Source organism: Dietzia cercidiphylli, from assembly GCF_014145145.1.
GTDB lineage: Bacteria > Actinomycetota > Actinomycetes > Mycobacteriales > Mycobacteriaceae > Dietzia > Dietzia natronolimnaea.
The window spans coordinates 1-2566 of the sequence record NZ_JAALEA010000166.1; the positions used below are offsets into that span (position 1 = coordinate 1).

2 protein-coding genes are annotated in these 2566 nt (G+C 72.4%); both read right to left on the reverse strand.

Translation table 11 applies throughout. From position 1 onward, the window contains the following. Positions 1–1167, reverse strand: a 1167-nt coding sequence (gene allB, locus G6028_RS06590) for an allantoinase AllB (RefSeq protein WP_182658389.1), incomplete at its 3' end; no start/stop codon positions are given. Beyond that, the coding region (locus G6028_RS06595; protein WP_182658390.1) for a DUF6986 family protein at positions 1164–2566 on the reverse strand (1403 nt) is incomplete at its 5' end. The genes allB and G6028_RS06595, both read right to left, overlap by 4 nt.

Sequence of the window (2566 nt, forward strand, 5' to 3'; positions counted from 1 at the left end):
GCCGGGGCGGATCGCGCCGCGGTCGGCCAGCCCGGCGAACTCGGCGGGGCCGGCCGACATCCACCGGACGACGTCGGGCAGGCCCAGTCCGCGCAGCCTCGCCTCGGACCAGATGATCGGCAGGCCCAACTGCACTGAGGCGATACCACCCCACGCCTGGCCGAAGTCACCGCTGTCGAACCGCTTGAGCTCGGGGACGCAGGGCGAATGGTCGGAGACCACCAGGTCGATGGTCCCGTCGCGCAGCCCCTCCCACAGCCGTTCGCGGTTGCCTGCCTCGCGGATCGGCGGGCAACACTTGTAGTGGGTGGCGCCCGGTTGGATCTCCTCGGAGAACAGCGACAGGTAGTGCGGGCACGTCTCCACCGTCAGAGGCAGTCCCTCCGCCTTGGCCGCCCGGATCAGCGGCAGGGCGTCGGCGGCCGACAGGTGCAGAATGTGGGCCCGGCACCTGGTGCGGCGGACACCGTCGATCACCTGCGCCACCGCGCGGACCTCCGCGGAGACCGGTCGGGACTCCAGGAATCCCGCGTAGGCGGGCCCGGACGGTGGGGGCTGTGCATCGATGGTCCCGGCGTCCTCGGCGTGGACGATGAGCAGCCCTCCGAACCCGGCGATCTCCTCCATGGCCGCCAGCATCTGCGAGGCATCGAGAGGCGGGAATTCGTCGATCCCGGAGTGGAGCAGAAAACACTTGAACCCGAACACCCCGCGGTCCCAGAGTTCGCGCAGCCGGCCGAGGTTCTCCGGCACGGCTCCACCCCAGAATCCGGCGTCCACGTGCAGTTTCCCGGTAGTGCTGACCAGTTTGGCGTCGAGCGCGGCGGGACTGGTGGTCACCGGGCTGGAATTGAGCGGCATGTCGATCAGGGTGGTCACCCCGCCGCACGCGGCGGCGCGGGTGGCGCTGGCGAATCCCTCCCAGTCGGTGCGGCCGGGCTCGTTGACGTGGACGTGGGTGTCGACCAGTCCGGGCAGCAGCACCACGTCGTCACCCAGGTCCACGACGTCCGTGCCTGCCGGCGTCGGAGAGGTCGGGGCCGCGGGACCGGTCTCGACGGCCAGGATGATCCCGCCGGAGACCGTCACGGAGGCCGGCACGATCTCGGAGCCGACCACTGCCCGGTGCGCGCGGAAGACGATCTCGGGGACACCGCGTGCGCTCATGTCGTGGTCTCCGCCTGGTCGGGGGCGTGCTCGGGGTGGGGCTGCTCGAGGCCCGGGCGCCGCAGCCGGTCGAGAGTGGCCCTGTCCACACCGGCAAGCTCGGCCACCTCCCCGGCAGTGGCGGCCCCGCAGTCCAGCGCGCGGACGCAGAAATCGGCCAGTGCGCGGGCGGTGGCCGGCTCGTCGAGGTATCCCGCCGACACCGGGGCGCCGTCGGGAGTGGTGCCGAGGTAGGCCGACAAGCGGGCACAGGCACTGGGCAGCGAGCGGCGGTAGAAGGCATAGGTGGCCACGTAGCGGGAGACCAGCTGCGCGGGGTGCAGGTCCCAGCCTTGGTATAAGCCCCTGCGCAGGGAACGGTCGACCAAACGCGCGTGCAGCTGCCAGGCGGTGAGGACCGCGTCCGGCTCGCCCACGGGCAGCCGGTTGGTGGAGCCGTCGGAGAGGGCCACCCCGGTCCCGGCGGCGGCGACCTGCATGACGGCCTTGGCGTGGTCGGCGGCCGGGTGGTCCATCGCCTGGTACGCGGCGGCGATCCCGCAGGCGGCCGAGTAGTCGTAGGTGCCGTAGTGCAGCCCGATGCAGCGTCGATCGGACGCGTGCACCAGGCGCGCCACCATTGCCGAGCCGTCGGGCCCGCAGATCGACTGCGGGGTCTCGATCTGGATCTCGAACCCGATGCTCCGCTCGGCCAGTCCGCAGGCCTGCTCGAGCTCACGGCACATCCGGACCATCGCGTCGACCTGGTCCACCGAGGTGACCTTGGGCAGGGTCGGGCGGAAGCCGCTCGGCAGGCTGCGGGGCAGCCCACCCTCCGCCGCGAGCCTGCTGACGAACCGGGAGAAGGTGCGGATCCCCCGTCGGCGGGTCTGCGGGTCGAGGGACCCGAACCGCAGCCCCCAGAACGCGGGGAGCGGTGCCACCAGGGGCGACGACAGCGACGACGACGAGGTCGGCCCCTGCCCCGCAGCTGCCGACTGCTCCGACTGCTCCGACCGCGCCCTCTGCCCAACCAGTAGTTCGGCCAGCACCCGGTCCACGTGGGCGTCCTCGTCGCGGTCGCGGTCGCCGGCGGGCACCCCGCGCTGGGTGAAGCCGTCCTCGAAGTCGATGCGCAGGTCCTCGACGGGTTCCCTCTCGAGTTTGCTCCTCACGAGCGCGTGGAGGGATGCGGCCTCGGAGTGGGTGCGCGCCTCGTCGTCGTCGCCCCCGGTGCCGGGTTCCCCTGCCACCACGTCTCCGAACACTCTCACCAGCGCGGCGGCGTCCGGCAGGTGGGTGTCGAACGCGTCGAGCGCGGCCGCGCCCACCTCGGCCACCACGCCGGCGTGGACGCGCTCGGCGGGCAGGTACAGGGTGTGGACGGGGTGGCGGGTGGCGGATGGGCCGGGGTACCGCT